Raw genomic sequence first — 15,696 nt, 5'->3', positions numbered from 1 at the left:
CTTTTCTTGTTTTATTGACCCTACATTAGATTCTTCTGAGTCCTTGTGTCAAGCCTAATTGAGATGCTCTTACCCTGCTTTATATTGGAGACCGTTCAAAAAAATCTGCTCCAAATGCTCTGGCAATCTTTGAGGATGTTTTAAAAGGGTCGTTTGACTTCATAGTTGGCACAAAGAAGCATCTAAGTATGAGCTGAAACCTTGATTTATTGTCTCAGTTAAGCCCAATCAGAAGGGCTAAATTATACCTGACCGGACTTTTAAAACATCTTCTTCACCTCTTGTCTATAGACAATGTGCTGTTTGCTATACTGATTTTTGGGATTGTTATTCAGAAGTGCTACCTTTTAAAAGACATTTACCTGTAGGTAAAGAATTGGGAAAAACCAGTTATATTGAAAGACTTAATAATACTTTACAGCAGCGAATTTCTCGTTTGGTTCGTAAAACCTTGTCTTTCTCAAAAAAACTGCTTGCACCATATGGGGGAAATTTTTAACTTTGTACATCACTATAATTAGTGCCTAAGAAAACGATATCATTACTGTGCATGACTACCGATTTTTCAATCCCACATTTTAGCTGTTGGCAACCAATCCACTTTTTTTCAATTTTTACTACTTGAGTTCAAGTCCTGAGTATTTCTTGTAATTTAATAAAATTCGAGCTAATTTGCTGTTTTTTCTGCAATTTCTATAATTTTTATTATACTTTCGGGGTCTTTTTTTCTATTATTTTGGCGGGAATTCCGACTGCGGTTGTACCTGGTGGCACGTCACAAATCACCACAGCATTAGCACCAATCAAAGCATGATCGCCGATCGTTACGGAGCGAATAATTTTTGCTCCTGCACCGATATCGACGTGACCGCCGATCTTGACATCCGCAACAATTGTCACCTGTTGAAGAATCAGACAGTTAGGGCCAATGGAAGCATTGGGATGAATGACAATGCCATTAGGATGAGGCAGCACCAGTCCTCCTTGTATTTGGCAGTTTAAAGGGATGTCTGTTGCAGTTACCACGCTCCAAAATCGATGCTGGATAACGTTCCAACGGCATAAAATATATCCCGCAATTCCACCCTGCTTCTGCCACTTTTGATAGTTGCGGATAGATTTGAGCAGTTGGCAACTGGGTTCCCACCACTTGCTAGATTTTTCGCGGCTCCAGTCTGCTTCTGTAGCAGAAATGATTGGCTTAGTGATTGACTCAACCATTGTTTGTGCAGTGTTTTAATGATATAGACAATTGTGCCTATTATAGCAATCCTAAATCATTTGTGAATTCTTACTCCCTCTCCTTGGTAAGGGGGGGGTTGGGGTGGAGTAAAAAATTTACGACTCCTGCAAGGATTGCTATAGTGCAATTTACCTTAAGAAGAATCTCTAACTTGGGTAGGGAGATTGCTGGAATTGGGCCACAGTTGGAGTGGATGTGTTGCCGTAGAAGTGGGACACTCGTAACTTTACGAGCTCGGGTTCAATTTCGGGGTCGAAACTGCCCTCGCGGCTGTTAATCAAATCGACCCATGGCAGGCTTTGAGTTTCGGCTTGCAATTTTTTCACTAAGTCTTCGAGGCGGCCTATCGGTCTGGCGGGGACGCCGGCGACTATATCGCCCTCGGCGACATCTTTGGTGACGACGGCACCGGCGGCGACGATCGCATTTGAGCCGATAGTGACGTTGCGAAGGACGATCGCATTTAAGCCGATAAATACGTTGTCCCGGATGTCTATCTTGCCTACGGCATCTACTTTAACGTTGTAAGCCTGGTCCAGCATGGCGATCGAGCCATCGTGGCCCAGGAGGGTACCATATGAGAAGTGAACATTGTTGCCGATGCAGACGTAGGCGGGCTCTCCAAAGACGGTATTGGGCCAGATGCTGCAATTTTCGCCGATCGCGTACAAGTTGCCGTGGGGGCGGAGAAATTCTGTGTATTCTTTGGCACAGAGGTTACATAATTGGACGTAAAGGGCACGGAACTTGCCATAACGCATGGCAAGATGGCGGATAATTTTTTGCAATGTTGATCTAAGCATTTTCCTGGTTTTTCCTAGATTGAAGAATCTTGGCAGGAATACCAACAGCAGTTTGACCGGCTGGAATGTCTGATAAAACTACAGCATTGGCACCGATATTTACGTCGTCTCCCAAGTTTACTTTTCCAAGGATTTTTGCACCAGCGCCGACGTTAACCCGATCGCCCAATTGAGGGGATTCGAGCGGTTTGTCCAAATAGCGGTTTCCCAACGTTACACCTTGCCGGATAATGCAGTCGTCACCGATCGTACAATATCCGTGAATAATAATAGCGTTTTGATGTTCAATCACCACGCGACGACCGAGCTTCACAGTGTAAGGCAAGTCTATCCCGTAACTATTGCGGACTTTTCGGTAGAGTGCTCGATAAATAATGCTCAAAGGAGCTCGCAGTAATTTCGGTTCTACCTGCATTCTCCAGACGCCAAAACGCTGCACTGCTACGGCGCGAAATCCCGGTTTTGTCCAATCTCGACCATGAGCAATCCAGTCTTCTTTAATTTGCTGCCACAGTCCCAGGCCGGGGTCTTCTACTTGATTTTCACTGGTGATTAAGTTTTGCTCAGTTACCATAAGCTCTAATTCACACTATTTATTGTTTACTCTCTTGCTAGATCCCGACGATATTAATGGGTCTATCAGGTTTTTGAGGAAGGAGCAATCCGGTTTTATCGACCGAGACTACTAATTTCTCGGCTGCATCATAAAATATTTTGCTTGCCTAGGTTAACCTCGTTTAGTTGGCTTTGACCGATTTACCAACTTCCTTTAAAAATTTTTGGATTTTTCAATCTTACCCCCCTTAAAAAATACACTATTGAATACAAAATCCCTCAGTAATTGTGGTGGATCGCCATCGGGTTTGCCTTGAAGTACGCGGCGCACCCTCCAGGCTGCAAAACCCGAAGCCCAGGATATATCAGTTAATGCTGTGTAAACCAAGCCGTAGTTTTTGACAAAGTACCTACGCCGGGAATCAAACCAATAGGTAGGCAGCCGCTTGGCGGGCTTTTTGGTGTCAGTGACGCCTGAGCTTTGGCCGACTAAGTGTACAACGCGACTTTCGGGTACGTACCAGCAACTCCAGCCAGCTTTGTTCGCTTGCAGACAAAAGTCCATTTCTTCGCAGTACATGAAATAAGCTTCATCCATCAAGCCAATTTTTTCAAATACTTCGCGACGGACGATCATGCTGGCTCCAGCTACCCAATCAGTTTGACAGGTTTCTTGGGAAATGGGAGGCGCTGCGGCCCAGTTGGCTAATAACTTGGATATAAAGCCTGTCCGCCAACCAAAATCGAGTTCCGTCAAGATGTTGTGAAACCGAAAAGCTGACTCCTGGGGCGTGCCGTCGGGGTCTTCCAAGCGGCTGCCTGCGATGCCGGCTTCGGGATGAGTGTCCATGAAATCGACGAGGGCTTTTAAGGCACCGGGGCGAACTATGGTGTCTGGGTTGAGCAGCAGGAAGTAAGGGGGGGGATTGGTGGATTGGAGGGCGGGACGGATCAGGGCGTTGTTGCCGAAGGCAAATCCGCCGTTGCGGTCTAGGGGAACGAAGGATGCCCATTCATTCCAGCCTTCTGAGGCGATCGCACTACTAATTTCTTCGACGGAGCGATCGCCTGAAGCATTGTCGCCAACTACAACTCGCATACCAGGCAGCGATTGAACTTCGCTAACTAGAGAGCGCAAGCAGTCAATTGTCAAACTAGAGGTTCGGTAGTTAACAATGACAACCAGCAGTGGATAGGGGTGATTGGACTCGCTGGCCTTCGACATAAGTACCGTTGTTTGTTTAACAACTTTTTAGCTCAAGTTGTACCCATCTGGCAAGCTGGAGCGATCGCTAATAGTATTTTTATTTGTTTCGGTGAGGGAGACTGTTTTTTCGGCCGTATTTCCGAAGTATCGCCGCTCTGCATCAAAGTCGATACTGCCTGTAGGCTTGACTGGCGGCTCGGTGCAGCAGTGAATGCCGGTAAACTAACCCCTTAGCGTCATCGGAATAGCCCCCGCCAATCACGCAGGCAACGGGATAGCCGCCAGCCAAACAGGCGGTCAAAACTTGCATTTCCCGGCGAAATAACCCCGTATCAGTTAAAGCTAATTTTCCCAGTTTGTCAGCGTGATGAGGGTCTACTCCAGCATCGTACAAAACTAAATCTGGCTTGACATTTGACAGCAAATCTGGTAAAAATTTATCCAATGTTTGTAAATATTCGTCGTCCTCCATACCCACTGGCAAAGGTACATCTAAATCGCCCTTTTGTTTAGTGCCGGGAAAATTGACTTCGCAGTGCATCGAGAAAGTAAAAACGCTACTGTCATCTTGGAATATTACAGCGGTTCCGTCTCCTTGGTGGACATCTAAATCGACAATTAAAACTTTGCGAACTAAACCATTTTTTTGCAATACGCGAGAGGCGATCGCCAAATCATTAAAAATACAAAAACCAGACCCAAATGCCGGAAAGGCGTGATGAGTTCCGCCCGCAGTATTGCAAGCCAAACCGTAGTCTAAAGCTAGCTTGGCAGTTAGTACAGTTCCTGCAACCGCAGTGCAAGTGCGATTAGCCAGAGCCCGACTCCAAGGCAGACCAATTCGCCGCTGAGCTTTGTTATCGAGCGTCCCGTTGCAGTAAGCTTGAACATAGGAGTGGTCATGGACTAATTCAATCCATTCTTGAGGGGGAAGTTCGGGAGCGTGAAATTGCGATTCATCTGCTACCCCGTCCGCGAGCAGCATCTGGTAAAGCATCCGAAACTTGGCCATCGGGAAGCGGTGCTCCGGTGGCAGAGGTGCAACGTAATCTTCGTGGTAAATAATTGGTAAGTCCATTAAAATTATTGTATAACGAATGAATCTCCAATTGAAAGCCTGCAATCTCAAATCTAAATTCGCTGGAGAACCTGTATATGCAACAACTAAAAACAGTCTGGCAGTCCGGCAGCACCGACCCCGAAAATGCTGACAATCTCGATAATATTAGTCAATGGTGGACAAACCTCAACGGCAAAGAAATTAGCTGGGTACAGCGACTGATTCCGCAAATCGGCGGTTTGAGCGAAATTCACTGGCACCCCCAGCGTTTTGACGAAACATTTGTGATAGTCAATCCTGAAATTCGGGAGGAAACTCTCTATTGGTACAAACCCGATTCTCCTGTCCAACGTAACAACACTGTTGACAAATTAGAACTTGACAACTTGCAACAGCAATTGTACATCTATCCTCAGTTGGAAGCGGAACTGGTAATTCGCGTAGGAATTCCAGAAGTTAAATATCAAACACTTGAATTAAACAATCCCGAAATCGCCTTGGGCGAAGATAATCTGCTGCTGCTGTGGGAATCTGACCAAGAACTAGAAATTAAAATTTACTTGAGCAGTGAAAATATTGCTAAACTTAAGGAATTGTTGGCATAGAAAAGACCAAGAAAATAGTTTATATGGTAGGCTTTGGGTTCTGGTTGATTGCTATATACTCTGAGTCACCTATAAATATCTTAAGACTGAGGGGCGAGTGGGTCAAAACCGAGGTTTTTCACAGCCATACTTTGTTGCAGCGAAAAGAGTAAAAAAAAACGGTTTCTTCCCGTCGCGGTATGTCCAGGTGTTTATCTCTGCTAAAACCCTTTGAATGTGGCAGCAGAATGTCCAGAAACTTGCCTTATCCTCCTGGGACTTTTAATGCTAAAGTCAAGCAAAAAACTGTCCTGGGCGCATCAACCGGGTTGAACGAAAATACTTTGTCATAGCCCTTGAAGAAAGTTAAAAAAACCGCTTGCTTTGGTCTGGAGTGCCCAAGGGATGATTGTTTTTCGGCAGACTTAGTTTCTCCAGTAAATAAGGCGATTTGTTTTGACAATAAAATGTGGTTAAGTACGGTTAATTTGAGTTAAAACTTAAGACAAGCAACCAATAAGTTTAAAAAATAGAAGGTGCGTTAGTTGATGGCTAATATCTAAAGTTAATGTTCTATTGGCTGAGTTTGAAACAATTTAATAAATAATGATGATCGGAAGGAATCGCTAAATTTATTAAATCATAAATCTGCTTCTAGCACTAAAAAATTCACAATGAACCGACAAAAAATGATATTTGACAAAGAAAATATTCACATTTTAATTATTGATGATCAGCCCCACAACCTGCGGTTTATATCAAACATATTAACCAAGGAAGGGTATAAAGTTCAGCGGGCTATTTCTGGAGAAATGGCGGTTAATGCTAATTTAACCGTTCTCCCCGACTTAATTTTGCTAGATATTGCCATGCCCAAAATGAACGGATATGAAGTCTGTGCCAGACTGAAATCCAACGAGAAAACGAGGGAAATTCCGGTTATTTTTTTGAGTGTTTTTGAGGAAACTTTTCACAAAGTCAAAGCTTTTGAAGTCGGCGGTGTTGACTACATTACTAAGCCTTTTCAAGTGGAAGAAATTTTAGTGCGGATTGAAAGTCAATTGACTATACAACAGCTATCAAAACAATTAAAACAGCAGAATGCCCAACTGCAACAAGAGGTAGAATTTCGCAAGCGAACAGAACAATCACTCCGGGAAAGCAAAGCGCGGTTGCAGAAATTGGCGGTCAATATACCGGGAGTTCTTTATCAATTTATCAAGAATCCCGATGGAAGTTTTAAGTTTGAATATATTAGTTATGCTTGTCGGGAGATTTACGAATTAGAAAGTGAGGAAATATTAAAAAATCCCGACTTTTGCTTTGAGCAAAATCATCCAGATGACCACGAATATCTGGTAAAACAAATTGCTACTAGCGCCCAAACTTTAGAACCTTTTGCCTGTGAATGGCGGATTGTTACACCGTCGGGTAAGCTCAAATGGCTGCAATCTAATTCTCGGCCCGAAATGCGCGATAATGGCGATATTGTTTGGTATGGCGTACTTTTTGATATCAGCGAGCGCAAGCACGCAGAAATAGAAATGGCAGGAGCTAAAGCTGCTTTAGAACGGCAAGTTCAGCGAGAATTGCTGATTGCAAAAATAACTCAAGAAATTCGCTCAAGCTTGCAGCCAGAACAAATATTTCAAATAGCTGCAACTCAAATCGGTCTGGCATTCTGCGCCAATCGCTGTTTGATTCATAGTTACGTTACTACCCCCCAAGTCGATATTCCTCTGGCGGCCGAGTATCTCGAACCCGGGTACGAATCTCTTCGGAACGTACCCGTTCCAATTTGGGGCAATCCTCACGTCGTACAAATGATGATACAAGATCAGGCGATCGCCTCCCACAATGTTTATTCAGACCCTCTGTTGCAAGCTGTTCAACCGATTTGCCAGAAGCTTGGGTTGAAATCGATGCTGGCAATTCGCACTTCCTACCAAGGCAGGGCAAACGGCGCTATCGGCTTGCATCAGTGCGATCGTTACCGGGAATGGACTTCCGAGGAAATCGACTTATTAGAAGCTGTGGCGGCTCAAGTAGGGCTCGCTATCGCTCAAGCTAAACTGCTCGATCGAGAAAAAAACCGGCTTGAGCAGCTCGATCGGCAAAATAAAGTGCTGCAAGCAGAAATTCGCACTCGCGTCCGCGCCGAGCAAGCTTTGCAAGAATCTGAAACAGAATTGCGGGCGATTTTTGCCGCCATGACTGACACAGTTTTAGTGAGAGATGCAGAAGGCCGCTGCATCAAAATCGCCCCTACAGCATCAACAAATTTGGTGAAACCTCCAAGCGAAATGATTAATAAAACCGCCCACGAAGTCTTGCCGAAATCTATAGCCGATTTAGTATTAAATGCCATTCAAGAAGCTCTAAAAACGAAGCAAACCATCAATGTTGAATATAGCTTTAAAGTCGGAGAGCGCGACGTTTGCCTCGATGCTAAAGTTTCTCCGCTGACTCCAGATTCAGTGATTATCGTGGCGCGAGATATTAGCGTTCGCAAACAAACAGAATCCGCACTCAGAGAAAGCCAACACTTCATTCAAGCGATCGCCGATTCCAATCCCAACCTATTGTACGTTTACGATGTAATTGAACAGCGGAATGTTTATACCAACCGACAAATTTCGACCATGCTCGGATACACCACCCAAGAAATACAAGATATGGGTACAGCAATGATGCCAATTCTGATCCACTGCGACGATTTGCCAAACTTTTTTGAAAGCATCCAAAAAGTAGATCAAGCCAAAGACGGTGATGTCATTGAATGTCAATACCGAATGAAACACAAAAACGGTGAATGGCGGTGGATGCACAGTTGGGATACAGTATTTCTCCGAACAGCCGATGGTAAACCCAAACAAATTCTCGGCACTGCTAATGACATCACAGACCGCAAATTAGCCCAAGAAAAACTGCTAGCTTCCCAACAAAGAATCTCATTTTTATTGCAGCAAACGCCTATCGCAGTTATCGAGTTAAACCTCAATTTAGAAATTATCACTTGGAATCCCGCAGCCGTGGCTATTTTTGGCTACAGTGAGCAAGAAGCGATTGGTCGAGTCGCCTCCGATTTGATCGTACCTGAAAGCTACCACCCCCAATTATCTGAGATTTTCAATCACGAATTGAATGCCAAATCCAGCGGCACTTCCGAAAATCTGACCAAAGACGGCAGAATTATCATCTGCGAGTGGTACAATACTCAGCTAATTGACGATAACGGTACAGCGATCGGCATTGCTTTAATGGCTGTAGATATTACCGAACGCAAGCAAGCAGAAACCGAACTGCAAGAAAGTGCTTTACGACAAAGAGCGATCGCCCGCATCATTGAAAGAATGCGGCAAACTTTAGATATCCGAGAAATTTTTCACGCCACAACCCGAGAATTGCGCCAAACCATGAAGTGCGATCGAGTCGCTATTTACCGTTTCAATCCAGACTGGAGTGGCGAATTTGTAGCCGAATCCCTTGATCGCAAGTGGGTTTCTTTCATCCAAGCACAGGAGACCGATTCTAACCTTACTGAAGGCGCTTTAGACAGCGAACTTTGCCTTGTCCAAAAATTGGATAGTATCTCACCAGAAGTCCACGATACCTATTTGCAACAAACCCAAGGCGGAGCCTACAGCCGAGGTAAAACTTACCTTTGTGTCCCAGATATTTACAAGCAAGGTTTCGATAATTGTTACATCCAATTGCTAGAAAAATTTCAAGCTAAATCCTACATTATTGTACCAATTTTTTCAGGCAAAAAGCTCTGGGGATTACTAGCATCCTATCAAAATTCTGCTCCCCGCCAGTGGAGTGAAGCTGAAATCAACGTGGCAGTTGATGTAGGTACTCAGCTAGGAGTAGCATTACAGCAAGCGGAATTGCTCGCCCGCACTCAAAGGCAGTCGATGGAACTGATTAAATCCAAAGAAAACGCCGAAGTTGCCAACCGCGCCAAAAGCCAATTTCTAGCTTCCATGAGCCACGAACTCCGCACACCTCTCAACGCCATTCTCGGTTTTTCCCAAGTCATGGCCCGCAACAGTTCTATCACGGAAGAACAAAAAGAATACATAGAAATTATTAACCGCAGTGGCGAACATTTGCTAGAACTCATCAATGATGTTTTGTCAATGTCCAAAATAGAAGCAGGCCAAATTACCATCAATCCCAGCCGCTTCAATCTCTACAACCTTCTCAACAGTCTCAAAGAAATGCTGCAACTAAAAGCCAACTCCAAAGGTTTGCACCTCATCTTTGAAAATGCCGAAAATTTGCCGCAGTACATTCAAACAGACGAAGCTAAATTGCGGCAAGTTTTAATTAACCTGGTCGGCAATGCGATTAAATTTACTCAGCAGGGAACCGTTACTTTGCGCGTCAGCAGCCAAGCTGAAAAAGACCCCACAGAAGAAAACAAATCCCAATTGTATTTTGAAATAGCCGACACTGGTCCCGGCATTTCTTCCTTGGAACTTTCTACATTATTTAAGCCCTTTGTACAAACCGAAACTGGTCGAAAATCCATGCAGGGAACTGGTCTGGGATTGCCTATCAGCCAACAGTTTGTCCGAATTATGGGAGGTGATATTGCTGTTAAAAGTCAACTCGGTCAAGGCACAACTTTCAGCTTTAATATCTGGGTTAACTTAGTAACAGAAAGTGATGAACAAGAAAAACCGCCGATTAAACAAGTTATTGGTTTAGAAACCGGACAAGACATTTATCGGATATTAATAGTTGAAGATGTAGCGGAAAATCGCCAACTGCTGCTTAAGCTGCTGATACCTCTGGGATTTGAAGTCCGGGAAGCAACTAACGGTCAAGAAGCAATTGCTTTGCATTCAACTTGGAAGCCGCACTTGATATTAATGGATATGCTGATGCCCGTGATGGATGGGTATGAAGCGACAAGAGAGATTAAGAAAACTCTCGAAGGTAAAGAAACAATAATTATTGCCTTGACGGCTAGTGCTTTTGACGAGCAGCGGCAAATAATTTTGTCTGCTGGTTGTAACGATTTGATCTGTAAACCGTTTCGGGAAGAGGTACTTTTTGAAAAGATAGCGCATCACCTCAACCTGCGTTATATTTATGAGAAAGAAAACTTATCTACTTCTTTTTCAACACCGACGCTGCTTAAAAGTTTGACCACCGAGGATTTGAGTGTAATGCCCACAGACTGGGTGGTCGAGTTGCACCGAGCAGCACTTTGTGTTGACGACAACCGCATCCTCGAACTGATCAAGGAAGTTCCCGAAACTGAGGCAAATCTCGCTAACGCTTTAACAGATTTAGTCGATAATTTTCGGATAGATATCATTATCGATTTAACTCAATTATATTATGATGAACGACCATCCATTACCAGCGACTCCTAAAGACATTCTGATCGTTGACGATATGCCGGATAATTTGCGACTTTTATCCACTATGCTGACATCTCACGGGTATCATGTCAGGAAGGCTATTAACGGACACTTGGCTTTGCAAGGGGCACAAATATCTCCTCCCGATCTAATTTTACTAGATATTAATATGCCGCAAATGAACGGGTATGAAGTTTGTGAGCAGTTAAAGTTAAGCGAAAAAACTAAAGATATTCCAGTAATTTTTATTAGTGCCCTAGATGACGTGCTGGAAAAAGTTAAAGCTTTTCAAGTAGGAGGAGTGGATTATATTACTAAACCGTTTCAAGTAGAAGAAGTCTTAGCCCGCGTCCAAAATCAACTTTCCCTTCGTTTGCTGCAATCCAAACTGCAACAGCAAGCTAGGGAACTGCACGATCGCAATTCTAGATTACAAGAAGAAATCGCAGAACGGCAGCGGGCTGAAGAATCAATCCGGTTTTTGCTGGAAACTACGCGGGCGATCGGCGAAGCTGTAGACTTTCACTCAGCTTTAGAAGTAATTCTGCACCATGTTGGCGAAACAATCGGATGGGATGTAGGAGAAGCTTGGATTCCCGATGCAGAAGGAACTGTGCTGCAATCTGCCCGGGGTTGGTATGCAAGCAACCCGAGGATGGAATCGTTCCGCAGGCAAAGCGAAAAACTGACATTTGCCATGAATATAGGGCTACCCGGACGAGTGTGGGCATCCAAGCAACCGGAATGGGTAGAAGATATCTCCCGGGGCTACCCCCATTTTCTCCGAAGTCAAATAGCAGTAGAACTTGGATTCAAAGCTGGTTTTGGCGTGCCGATTTTGGTAGGCGATGAAGTATTAGCCGTGCTAGTTTTCTTTAAAATTTCGTCTTGTCGGAAAGACGCGCGATTTATAGACGTTTTTAATGCAGTCGGCACTCAATTAGGTTCTTTAATTCAGCGCAAACAAGCAGAAGAATTGCTGCGTATTGCTCAAGAAAAATATCACAGCATTGTAGAAAATGCGATGGAAGGCATTTTTCAAAGCACACCTTCAGGAGGCTATCTCAGCGCTAATCCAGCTTTAGCAAAATTGTACGGTTACGACTCGCCAGAAGAACTAATGTCCGAGATTAAAAATATTGCTCAGCAACTTTACGTTGACCCAGAACGCCGCCTCGAATTTGTGGCTGCTATGGATGCTGAAAATGCCGTTTCGGGATTTGAATCTATGGTATGTCGCAAAGACGGGCGCCGGATTTGGGTGTCAGAAAATGTTCGGGCTGTTCGAGATTCAAAAGGTGAGCTGCTTTACTATGAGGGTACTGTTTCTGACATTACCGAGCGGAAATTAGCGCAAGAAGCGCTAAAAGTTCAACAAGAACAAAGCGAGAAGTTGCTGTTAAATATTTTACCCAAACCAATCGCAGAACGCTTGAAGGCAGAGCAAAGTACAATTGCCGACAGTTTTGCCCAAGTAAGTGTTTTATTTGCTGATATTGTTGGCTTTACTGAGTTGTCTGCTAGAATGTCTCCCACCGAGTTGGTAAAGCGCTTAAACGTAATTTTTTCCCACTTCGACCAGTTAGCTGAAAAGTACGGTGTGGAGAAAATTAAGACTATTGGCGATGCTTACATGGTAGTCGGGGGTTTGCCTACGCCGAGACAGGATCACGCCGAGGCGATCGCCCAAATGGCCCTGGGAATGCAGGCAAAAATAGCAAAGTTGTGCGCCGAGACAGGGGAAAAACTGGCAATTCGGGTCGGCATCAATTCCGGGCCGGTGGTTGCGGGAGTGATTGGTGTGAGCAAGTTTACGTATGATTTGTGGGGAGATACGGTGAATGTAGCGGCGAGGATGGAAGCTACGGGTTTTGCAGGCAGCATCCAAGTTACTGATGTTACTTATGAGCTTTTGAAAGATAAGTATTTGTTTGAGAGGCGAGGTCTGATTCCGGTAAAAGGTAAGGGGGATATGATGACTTATTGGTTGCTAGGAAAAAAGTAAAAATTGGGAATTGGGAAGGAATAAGGAAGAAGAAAGTTCGGCAACGGATTGTGTAACGGATGTAACGGATGTAACGGATGTCAGTCCGATGGAAGTCGGAAAAAGGAAGAAGGAAAAAGGGGTAGAAAGAAGGAAGTATGTTTATTTATTTAATCTGATATCTTCCATCCTTCTCAAGATTTCAATGTTCGTGTGGGGCGTTGCTCCGAGGCCGCCCTTAGAGGGATTGTGCTGCTATGATTAAAGAAGTTAACGAAAATTTACATTAAGAACCGTGACAGCACAACAGGTAGTATCTACAACGAGTTTTGAAAAGCTAATTTGGACTTGGAAAGGTCACAAAATCCAATATACCGTTCAAGGAACCGGCCGCCCTCTGATCTTGATTCACGGATTTGGGGCTTCGATCGGACATTGGCGGCAAAATATCCCCCCACTAGCGGCCGGCGGCTATCGCGTATTTGCTCTGGACTTGCTGGGATTCGGTGCTTCCGCCAAACCAGCCCTCGATTACACTCTGGAATTGTGGGAAGAATTGCTGACTGATTTCTGGGCGGATCTGGTACAGGAACCGGCTGTATTTGTCGGGAATTCGATCGGCGCTTTGCTGAGTTTGATGGTAGTCGCCAACCATCCAGAAATATCAGCCGGCGCAGTCTTAATCAACTGTGCTGGCGGGCTCAACCACCGGCCCGACGAACTAAATTTCCCGCTGCGAGTAGTGATGGGGACTTTTACTAAATTAGTTCGATCGCCCCTGATCGGCCCCTTTATGTTCAACAACATCCGCCAAAAACACCGTATCCGCAACACCCTGCGCCAAGTCTACGGGAACCGCGAAGCCATCACTGACGAACTCGTAGAACTCCTGCACGCCCCTTCCTGTGAGCCCGGAGCTCAACAAGTGTTTGCCTCGATTCTCACAGCCCCTCCAGGCCCTCAACCGTCAGAACTGCTGCCCAAAGTCGATCGTCCGTTATTGGTACTTTGGGGCGCAGACGACCCCTGGACGCCCATCGCCGGCAGCCAGATTTATCAACAATTGGCCGCCAATGATAAACCAGTGAAATTTGTTTCCATTCCCAACACAGGCCACTGTCCCCACGACGAGCGGCCGAGTGAAGTCAACGCTCTGATTTTGGACTGGCTGGTGGAATTGAAGTAAAATTTTTTGGCTCAATCCAACCCTGGGGCCATCGGCCAAAACCCTTGCATTGCATAAGTTCTGCCTCGCTCCACCGCACCTGCATCCGGGCTGAGGCCGACGAGAGAAAAGAACTTTTGTAAAAAGTATTGACACAATTTACTGAGTCAGCTATATTGATGGACGTGTGAGGAGCGAACCAGAAAAAGCACCGAGACGAAACACGGCCAGTCGTCGGTGCTTTTTCTGTTGAAAGGCATTTTTAAGAGTTTTAAATTATCTATAATTCACATCCAGAAGATATGTAAGCCCGCCCCGCTTTCTTCATTTCTTCATTCGCGTTCTTAGCGTCTTCGCGGTTCGTTAAATAAATATTCGATGTTGCAAAAAAAGTAATTGACTCCACTTGAGATCGAAAAATCCGAAAGTGTGGATTTTTTTTATCGTCAAAATTTGATTGCAGAGAACTCAAAACTAGAAAGTTATATAATAATAAATTGTCGCTGGGTCGGGGCGGGTTGATATACATTTTTTTCAAATGTCGCCGCTAAACCCGCCCCTGCGGTATTTGTGCTACAAATATCAACGATCGCCCAAAACAAATTGTTCGATCGCAGCCGCCACCCCATCTTCCTCCACATCCGGCGCCACCCAATCAGCAGCAGCCTTCACCCCATCAGGAGCATTGCCCATTGCCACGCCCACACCCGCGTAGGCAATCATTTCTACATCATTAAAATTGTCGCCGATCGTCATCACATTCGCCGCCTGCAAACCCAAAAGTTCCTCCGCTAAATACTGCACCGCATCTCCCTTATTCGCCAAAGGATGCGTAGCTTCAAAAAAAGTAGCAACGGATCGAGTCAAATAAAGCTCTGCAGGCGTGTAGCGCAGCCGCATACTGCTGAGCAAGCCGTCGAGTACCCCCGGATTCTCGCACAAAGCCAAAACTTTCGTCGGTTCCCCCGGAATATCTCGCCGCAAATCTTTAATCACAATTGGTTCAATGCCCGATCGTTCCGCATAAATTCGGGTAGCTGCGGTAATTTCCGGCACGTAAAGTTGGTCGTCAATGTAGAAATGGATCGAAAGGAGCGGTCGCAACTGCGGTTCTTCAAAATGATCTAACAGTTGCAGAGCAGTTTGTTTCGACAGCGGCAAGTGCCGCAGCCGTTTTTGAGTAGCGTGATCTTGAATCCATGCGCCCTGGTAGCAAATCAGCGGCAATGTTGAGCCGATGTCGCGGTGAAAACGCAAAGCTGAGCGGTACATCCTGCCCGTAGCGACGGCCACTTTCACTCCCCGCGACTCGGCAGCCAAAATGGCTTGTTTGACTGGTTCTCGGATGGTATTTGACAAACCTGCGATCGTGCCGTCTATATCCACTACCAGCAATTGAATGTCTGCGGTGCCAAAAGCGCGATCGGTCGCATTAGCTGGATTTGAGGCAGTTATATTCTGCATGATTTTTTTAGATTTTAGCTGTTGATTTGCAAGCACCCATTTATTTTGGCACTGGCGGGATAGCAAAGTGCGACTTCTGATTTTTTGAAGACTAAAATATAGATAAGTAAATAAGCGACAAAAAAAGTATCTAGGAGGGCCCTTTAGGGATGGATTTAGCTCAGCTATATAATAGTAGCCAGTTTACTGCCGTAAAAACCACACTCGATCGGCGATGTGTATTTCCACTTACTTAATAATAATTGTGGTAAAA

The 15,696-nt window shown here is 44.9% G+C and carries 12 protein-coding genes and 1 pseudogene; 7 read left to right on the top strand and 6 right to left on the bottom strand.

Annotated elements, in window-relative coordinates:
* Positions 1-271 precede the first annotated feature (271 nt).
* Positions 272-521, top strand: a pseudogene (locus tag QUA77_RS09115) (IS1 family transposase); the annotation flags it as partial.
* Between the two features lie 184 nt (positions 522-705).
* On the opposite strand, the gene QUA77_RS09110 reads toward QUA77_RS09115, so the two are convergent.
* Together QUA77_RS09110 and QUA77_RS09105 are read right to left on the bottom strand one after the other, a co-directional pair.
* Positions 706-1,221 (bottom strand): serine acetyltransferase, encoded by a 516-nt coding sequence (locus QUA77_RS09110; protein ID WP_333035054.1) that lies wholly within the window; start codon positions 1,219-1,221, stop codon positions 706-708.
* A 168-nt stretch (positions 1,222-1,389) separates the two neighbouring features.
* Positions 1,390-1,785, bottom strand: coding sequence for an acyltransferase (locus QUA77_RS09105; protein WP_333449914.1), 396 nt, complete (start codon positions 1,783-1,785; stop codon positions 1,390-1,392).
* Between the two features lie 42 nt (positions 1,786-1,827).
* Between QUA77_RS09105 and QUA77_RS09100 the strand changes: the two genes are divergently transcribed.
* The gene (locus QUA77_RS09100; RefSeq protein WP_333449913.1) at positions 1,828-1,968 is read left to right on the top strand and encodes a hypothetical protein; all 141 of its coding nucleotides are present in this window, start codon (positions 1,828-1,830) and stop codon (positions 1,966-1,968) included.
* Positions 1,969-2,038: 70 nt separating this feature from the next.
* Here the strand turns inward: QUA77_RS09100 and QUA77_RS09095 are convergent, their stop codons facing one another.
* The 3 genes from QUA77_RS09095 to QUA77_RS09085 form a co-directional block, all read right to left on the bottom strand.
* Entirely contained in the window at positions 2,039-2,620 is a 582-nt protein-coding gene (locus QUA77_RS09095) for a serine acetyltransferase (RefSeq protein WP_333035058.1), read from the bottom strand.
* Positions 2,621-2,815: 195 nt separating this feature from the next.
* The gene (locus QUA77_RS09090) at positions 2,816-3,826 is read right to left on the bottom strand and encodes a glycosyltransferase family 2 protein (protein ID WP_333449912.1); all 1,011 of its coding nucleotides are present in this window, start codon (positions 3,824-3,826) and stop codon (positions 2,816-2,818) included.
* A gap of 142 nt (positions 3,827-3,968) precedes the next feature.
* On the bottom strand, positions 3,969-4,886 hold the full coding sequence (locus QUA77_RS09085; protein WP_333035062.1) for a histone deacetylase: 918 nt from the start codon (positions 4,884-4,886) through the stop codon (positions 3,969-3,971).
* 77 nt (positions 4,887-4,963) lie between these two features.
* Here QUA77_RS09085 and QUA77_RS09080 point away from each other — a divergent pair, with 77 nt between their 5' ends.
* The 5 genes from QUA77_RS09080 to QUA77_RS09060 all read left to right on the top strand — a co-directional run bounded on the left by QUA77_RS09080 (position 4,964) and on the right by QUA77_RS09060 (position 14,000).
* A complete protein-coding gene (locus tag QUA77_RS09080) occupies positions 4,964-5,473 on the top strand; it encodes a hypothetical protein (RefSeq protein WP_333035064.1) in 510 nt (169 codons plus the stop codon).
* A gap of 653 nt (positions 5,474-6,126) precedes the next feature.
* On the top strand, positions 6,127-10,842 hold the full coding sequence (locus QUA77_RS09075; RefSeq protein ID WP_333449911.1) for a response regulator: 4,716 nt from the start codon (positions 6,127-6,129) through the stop codon (positions 10,840-10,842).
* On the top strand, positions 10,808-12,835 hold the full coding sequence (locus tag QUA77_RS09070) for an adenylate/guanylate cyclase domain-containing protein (protein WP_333449910.1): 2,028 nt from the start codon (positions 10,808-10,810) through the stop codon (positions 12,833-12,835). Before QUA77_RS09075 ends, QUA77_RS09070 begins: the two co-directional genes overlap by 35 nt.
* 10 nt (positions 12,836-12,845) lie before the next feature.
* A complete protein-coding gene (locus QUA77_RS09065) occupies positions 12,846-13,079 on the top strand; it encodes a hypothetical protein (RefSeq protein WP_333035070.1) in 234 nt (77 codons plus the stop codon).
* Positions 13,080-13,109: 30 nt separating this feature from the next.
* The gene (locus QUA77_RS09060) at positions 13,110-14,000 is read left to right on the top strand and encodes an alpha/beta fold hydrolase (RefSeq protein WP_333449909.1); all 891 of its coding nucleotides are present in this window, start codon (positions 13,110-13,112) and stop codon (positions 13,998-14,000) included.
* Positions 14,001-14,561: 561 nt separating this feature from the next.
* Here the strand turns inward: QUA77_RS09060 and QUA77_RS09055 are convergent.
* Positions 14,562-15,443 (bottom strand): Cof-type HAD-IIB family hydrolase, encoded by an 882-nt coding sequence (locus QUA77_RS09055; protein ID WP_333449908.1) that lies wholly within the window; start codon positions 15,441-15,443, stop codon positions 14,562-14,564.
* Between the last annotated feature and the right edge of the window lie 253 nt (positions 15,444-15,696).

It is taken from the genome of Microcoleus sp. K5-D4, assembly GCF_036704575.1.
GTDB lineage: Bacteria > Cyanobacteriota > Cyanobacteriia > Cyanobacteriales > Microcoleaceae > Microcoleus.
The sequence above is the reverse complement of the archived record's forward strand: the minus strand, read 5'-3'. Positions and strand labels throughout refer to the sequence as shown.

Bases quoted from the DNA above. Each gene is read 5' to 3' on its own strand.
- QUA77_RS09085 (WP_333035062.1), bottom strand. From the start codon at position 4,886: ATGGACTTACCAATTATTTACCACGAAGATTACGTTGCACCTCTGCCA.
- QUA77_RS09075 (WP_333449911.1), top strand. From the start codon at position 6,127: ATGAACCGACAAAAAATGATATTTGACAAAGAAAATATTCACATTTTA.
- QUA77_RS09080 (WP_333035064.1), top strand. From the start codon at position 4,964: ATGCAACAACTAAAAACAGTCTGGCAGTCCGGCAGCACCGACCCCGAA.
- QUA77_RS09095 (WP_333035058.1), bottom strand. From the start codon at position 2,620: ATGGTAACTGAGCAAAACTTAATCACCAGTGAAAATCAAGTAGAAGAC.
- QUA77_RS09105 (WP_333449914.1), bottom strand. From the start codon at position 1,785: ATGCTGGACCAGGCTTACAACGTTAAAGTAGATGCCGTAGGCAAGATA.
- QUA77_RS09055 (WP_333449908.1), bottom strand. From the start codon at position 15,443: ATGCAGAATATAACTGCCTCAAATCCAGCTAATGCGACCGATCGCGCT.
- QUA77_RS09070 (WP_333449910.1), top strand. From the start codon at position 10,808: ATGATGAACGACCATCCATTACCAGCGACTCCTAAAGACATTCTGATC.
- QUA77_RS09090 (WP_333449912.1), bottom strand. From the start codon at position 3,826: ATGTCGAAGGCCAGCGAGTCCAATCACCCCTATCCACTGCTGGTTGTC.
- QUA77_RS09110 (WP_333035054.1), bottom strand. From the start codon at position 1,221: ATGGTTGAGTCAATCACTAAGCCAATCATTTCTGCTACAGAAGCAGAC.